The sequence below is a fragment of the Stenotrophomonas sp. HMSC10F06 genome, assembly GCF_001807865.1.
In the GTDB taxonomy this organism is placed as follows: Bacteria; Pseudomonadota; Gammaproteobacteria; order Xanthomonadales; family Xanthomonadaceae; genus Stenotrophomonas; species Stenotrophomonas bentonitica_A.
On the sequence record NZ_KV791281.1, the window covers coordinates 1 to 5,572 of the forward strand.

General features: G+C 67.5%; 5 protein-coding genes. All 5 read left to right on the plus strand.

Annotated features, from left to right (window positions below; genetic code table 11):
• A partial coding sequence (locus HMPREF3113_RS10140; protein WP_139146342.1) for a chemotaxis protein CheW occupies window positions 1-639 on the plus strand: 639 nt, incomplete at its 5' end.
• An 88-nt stretch (window positions 640-727) separates the two neighbouring features.
• Window positions 728-1,036: an STAS domain-containing protein gene (locus HMPREF3113_RS10145; RefSeq protein WP_019182915.1), complete on the plus strand. Its 309-nt coding sequence runs from the start codon at window positions 728-730 to the stop codon at window positions 1,034-1,036.
• A complete protein-coding gene (locus HMPREF3113_RS10150; protein WP_019182916.1) occupies window positions 1,033-1,398 on the plus strand; it encodes a response regulator in 366 nt (121 codons plus the stop codon). Before HMPREF3113_RS10145 ends, HMPREF3113_RS10150 begins: the two co-directional genes overlap by 4 nt.
• A 45-nt stretch (window positions 1,399-1,443) precedes the next feature.
• The gene (locus HMPREF3113_RS10155; protein ID WP_070472006.1) at window positions 1,444-3,426 is read left to right on the plus strand and encodes a chemotaxis protein CheA; all 1,983 of its coding nucleotides are present in this window, start codon (window positions 1,444-1,446) and stop codon (window positions 3,424-3,426) included.
• A 386-nt stretch (window positions 3,427-3,812) separates the two neighbouring features.
• Window positions 3,813-5,572, plus strand: a 1,760-nt coding sequence (locus HMPREF3113_RS10160) for a methyl-accepting chemotaxis protein (RefSeq protein WP_070472008.1), incomplete at its 3' end; no start/stop codon positions are given.

Below are 5,572 nucleotides of genomic sequence, written 5' to 3' on the forward strand. Positions count from 1 at the left end.
CAGGTGCCGGCGCCCGAGTCCGCACCGCCCGCCGCCGCGCCAGCCGCCCGCGCACCGATTGCCCGGCAGATGCCCTCGATGCCGCCCATGCCGGCGGCGACCAGTGCCCGCGCCGGCACGCCCTCATTGGCACAGAGCCGGCCCGGCAGCTGGGAAGAGTTGCAGCGCCAGGCACGCGACCCGGCCTCCAGCCCGCGCGAGAACCGCCGCGCCAGCGAGCGCACCTCGCGCTGGCTGCGCCTGCGCTGCGGCGCCCAGGCCTACGCGCTCGAACTGCTCAAGGTCCAAGAGGTGGTCCTGCCCGTGCCTCTGCTGCCCCTGCGCGGCACCTCCCCGGCGATGCTGGGCATCATGAACCTGCGTGGCCAGGTCGTGCCGGTAATGGACCTGGGCCTCCACCTGGGCAGCAGTGCGGCCGGCAATGACGCCAACACCCGCATCGTGGTGCTGGAGGAGAACGGCGAGACCATGGGCCTGCGCGTATCGGCCGTGGAGGATGTCGCCAATCTCACCGATTCCCAGATCGAGCCCCCCGATACCGCCCGCATCTGCCAGATCTCCAACGACCTGTTCCGCGGCGTGGCCCGGTGCGGCGCCCAGCCGATGATCCTGCTGGACGCGACCCAGTTGCTGAACTGACCGGCACCCACGCGATCGCCCACGCCGCCCCTAAAGCTTTGTGGGTTCGGGCCGTTATCTCTCTCGGAACCGTTTGTCCGGAGCAATGATGAGCACTGTGGCCCTGGGTGATGATCTCGGTATCGAGACCAGCACCGAGCTGAAAACACGTTTGGCCCCCCTGGTGGATCAGGCCGGCGATCTGACGCTGGATGCCAGCCAGATCGGCCGTATCCATACCGCCTCGGTGCAGGTGCTGTGCGCATTCGTCGAGGCCCGCCGCAAGGCCGGGCATCCCACCGGATTCCACGGTTGCACCGCAACCTTCCGTGATGCCGCGCGACTGCTCGGCGTCACCCAGGCCCTCGGCCTGGATGCACCCCATGACAACCTGAAATCTGTGGAGAACGCTGCATGAGCGCACGTATCTTGGTGGTGGACGATTCGGCGTCGATGCGCCAGATGGTCTCTTTCGCCCTCACCTCGGCCGGCTTTTCCGTCGAGGAAGCCGAAGACGGCGCGGTCGCCCTCGGTCGTGCCAAGGGCCAACGCTTCAACGCGGTGGTCACCGACGTCAACATGCCGAACATGGATGGCATCTCGCTGATCCGTGAGCTGCGCCAGCTGGCCGAATACAAGTTCACGCCGATGCTGATGCTGACCACCGAATCGGCTGCGGACAAGAAGTCCGAAGGCAAGGCCGCCGGTGCCACCGGTTGGCTGGTCAAGCCGTTCAATCCGGAACAGCTGGTGGCCACCGTCCAGAAAGTCCTGGGCTGATCCCGCTTCACCTTTCCCTCCCCTCGCAACCGGACACCCCGCACCATGAGCATGGATCTGCAACGTTTCCACGCCACCTTCTTCGAAGAAAGCCGCGAGGGGCTGGATGCGATGGAAGCTGGCCTGCTGGCGCTCGAATCGGGCCAGCAGGACCCGGAGATCATCAACTCGGTGTTCCGCGCCGCGCACTCGATCAAGGGCGGCGCCGGCACGTTCGGCTTCGATGCGATCGCCGCGCTGACCCACGTGCTGGAAACGCTGCTGGACGAACTGCGCGCCGGCAAGCGCGCGCTGGAGCCGGCCGCGGTGGACGCGATGCTGGCCTCGGTGGACGTGCTGCGCGCCCTGCTGCGTGAAGCCGAGCACGGCCAGGCAGCCGATCCGCAGGCGGTTGCCGAGGTCAAGGCGCGCCTGGAAGCGGTGCTGTCCGGCCAGGCCGCCGCAGCGGCGCCGGTCGCCGCCGCCAAGGTCGATGACACCCCCGAGGCGTGGCAGATCGGCTTCGTGCCAGCACCGTCGCTGTTCATGAGCGGCAACGACCCGCTGCGCATCATCCGCGAGCTTGAACACCTGGGCTCGCTGCAGGTTGCCGCGCGCCTGGACCGCCTGCCCGGCTTCGACCAGCTCGATCCGCTCGAAGCGCACCTGGCCTGGGACCTGGGGCTGGTCGGCAAGGTGCCGCGCAGCAAGATCGAAGATACCTTTGCCTGGGTCGTGGACGACTGCGAACTGGACATCCGTCCGGCCGCGCCGCCGAGTCTGGCCACCAGCGCGCCGGCCGAGGCCAAGCCTGCCGTCGCCCCCGCCATCGCTCCCGCCGCACCGGCCGCAGCAGCACCGGCCACCGCCGCACACGAAGCTGAAACCTCGATCCGCGTCAGCGTGGACAAGGTCGATGCGCTGATCAACCTGGTCGGCGAACTGGTCATCACCCAGGCCATGCTCAAGCAGGTCTCGCACGCACTGGATCCGGCACAGGCCGAGCAGTTGCTGACCGGGCTGGACCTGCTGGAACGCAATACCCGCGATCTGCAGGAAGCGGTCATCGGCGTGCGCATGCTGCCGGTGGATGCGGTGTTCCGCCGTTTCCCGCGCCTGGTCCGCGATCTCTCTTCGCGCCTGGGCAAGCACGTACGCCTGCGCACCATCGGCGAAGGCACCGAGCTGGACAAAGGCCTGATCGAAAAGATCGCCGACCCGCTGGTGCACCTGGTCCGCAACTCGATCGATCACGGCCTGGAAATGCCGGACGTGCGTCGCGAGGCGGGCAAGGACGAAACCGGCACGATCACACTAGCCGCCTCGCACCAGGGTGGGCACATCGTGATCGAAGTCAGCGACGACGGCCGCGGCCTGAACCGCGACAAGATCCTGTCCAAGGCGCTCGAGCGTGGCCTGAGCGTGCCGGACAACCCCACCGACGCGCAGGTGTGGGACCTGATCTTCCAGCCGGGCTTCTCCACCGCCGATGCCGTCACGGATCTGTCGGGGCGTGGCGTCGGCATGGACGTGGTCCGCCGCAACATCCAGGCACTGGGTGGTGAGGTGCAGCTGGAAAGCCAGGCCGGCAACGGCACCCGCGTGCTGATCCGCCTGCCGCTGACGCTGGCGATCCTGGATGGCATGACCGTCTCGGTGGCCGGCGAAACCCTGATCCTGCCGTTGGCCTACGTCCTCGAAGCCCTGCAGCCGCAGGCCGACGATGTGCGCACCATGGCCGGCGAAGGCCGCGTGCTGCGCGTCCGCGGAGAGTACCTGCCGATCCTCTCGCTCAGCGAGTACTACGGCTACGGTGGGCGCGCGCTGGACGATCCGCTGGTGGTCGTCGTCGAGGGCGATGGCCAGAAAATCGCGCTGGAAGTGGACGAACTGGTCGGCCAGCAGCAGGTGGTGGTCAAGAACATCGAGAACAACTACCGGCGGATCAGCGGCGTGTCCGGTGCAACCATCCTGGGCGATGGCCGGGTCGCGTTGATCGTGGACATCGGCGGCCTCGTGCGTTCGCTCAAGGTGCCGCAGGCCGCGTAACGCCGCTGCCATCGCGTTGGTCCCGACGCCGCCGCTCCCCCGGGAGCGGCGGCGTTCGTTCGTGGGCGCGCGGTCCCATGCGCATGGGCCGGAAAGTGTGAACTTCATCCGCCACTTCGCCTCGTGATTGCCCTGCCAACCGTTCGCCACGGTATGGCCCATCCGCCCGCAACCCTTGCAACAGCAACCATCGGCGACCGATGAACCGCAGCTGCGCTCGTGAAAAAAATGTGACGTCGCACTATCAAGTTGCAACGGATCGACGCCGCTATCCGAAGTAGCGACCACGGCAACCGGCTCGCGCCTGCGCTCCACCCTCTCCTACCCCGCTGATTCCGCCCAGCACCCCACGGCTGTGCGCCACTGCCCTGCCCGGAGTTTCAACCATGAAGTGGTTCCACGACCTGCCCATCGCCCGCAAGCTGGCGGTAGGGTTCACCCTCACCACGTTGATGACGCTGGCCCTGGGCAGCTTCGCCCTGGTCCGCCTGGGCGAGGCCAACGCACAGCTGCGCGCGATGAGCACCAACGACATTCCCTCGGTGCAGCACCTGGGCGAAGTGCGCGCGCAGCTCGGCGAGTTCCGCACCTACGAAATGGCGCAGCTGACCGTGCTCGACAGACCCGAGGCGGTTACCGACTACGACAAGCGCATGGCCGACACCGGCAAGGTCGTCAATGCCGAGCTGGCCGCGTATGCCGCCCTGCCGGCCGGCGACAAGGAACGCCAGTTGTATGACGTGGTCGCCGCGCGCACCGCCGATTACTTCAAGGCCAACGGCCTGATCAAGGAAGCGATCGCCGCCGGCGACGGGGCGACCGCCCAGCAGATTTCCGATGAGCAGTCCCGCCCGGCACGTCGCGCCCTGTTCGCCGCGCTCAAGGAGCTGGGGGAGTTCAGCAATGGCGTGATGGCCAGCCGCATCGAGAGCGCCAACGCCACCCATCAGAACAGCGTCTACGCGATCATCGCCTGCATCGTGCTGCTGTCGCTGCTGGCCGCCGTGATGGGCGTGGTCATCTCGCGCGCCATCACCCGCCCGCTGCGCCAGGCCGTGCACGCCATCCAGTCGGTCGCCCGTGGTGACCTGTCGGTCAACATCCAGGCCACGAGCAAGGATGAAGCGGGCAAGATGCTGGCCGCCACCCGCGACATGACCGTGATGCTGCGCCGCTTCTCCGAGCAGACCCAGCAGATGGTCGACATGCACGCCGGCCCGGACATCAGCCACCGCATCCCGGAAGATTTCCCCGGCGTGTACGGCCAGCTGGCCGTCGGCATCAATACGGTGATCTTCGAGCACCTGGATGCGATCAAGGACGCGATCAACGTCCTCAACCAGTACGCCGCCGGCGACCTTTCGCCCGATGCCCGCCGCCTGCCCGGCAGCCGCGCGATCCTGCACGAATCGATGGATGCGGCCAAAGCCAGCCTGCTGGCGATCAATACCCAGATCCAGGCGCTCGCCCAGGCGGCCGCGGCCGGTGACTTCACCCAGCGTGGCGATGCGACGCGCTTCGACCACGACTTCCGGGTCATGATCGAGCACCTCAACACCATGATGCAGGTCGCCGACGGCAACCTGTCCCAGCTGTCCCACCTGCTGCAGTCGATCGCCAACGGCGACCTGACCGCCCGCATGCAGGGTGAGTTCCACGGGGTGTTCGCCTCGATGCGCGACGATGCCAACACCACGGTCGCCCAGCTGACCCGGATCGTCGGCCGCATCCAGCAGGCCTCTTCCAGCATCAGCACCGCAGCTGGCGAGATCGCCTCGGGCAACAATGACCTGTCGCGCCGTACCGAGCAGCAGGCCGCCAACCTGGAAGAAACCGCCGCGTCGATGGAGGAACTGACCTCCACCGTGCGCCAGAATGCCGAACACGCCCGTCAGGCGAACCAGCTTGCGATCGGCGCGCATTCGGTCGCCTCGCAGGGCGGTGACGTCGTGGGCCGCGTGGTCAGCACCATGCACGAGATCGACGCCTCCTCGCGCCGCATCGCCGACATCATCACTGTGATCGACGGCATCGCCTTCCAGACCAACATCCTGGCATTGAACGCCGCGGTGGAAGCGGCCCGTGCCGGCGAGCAGGGCCGTGGTTTCGCCGTGGTCGCCTCCGAAGTGCGCACCCTGGCCCAGCG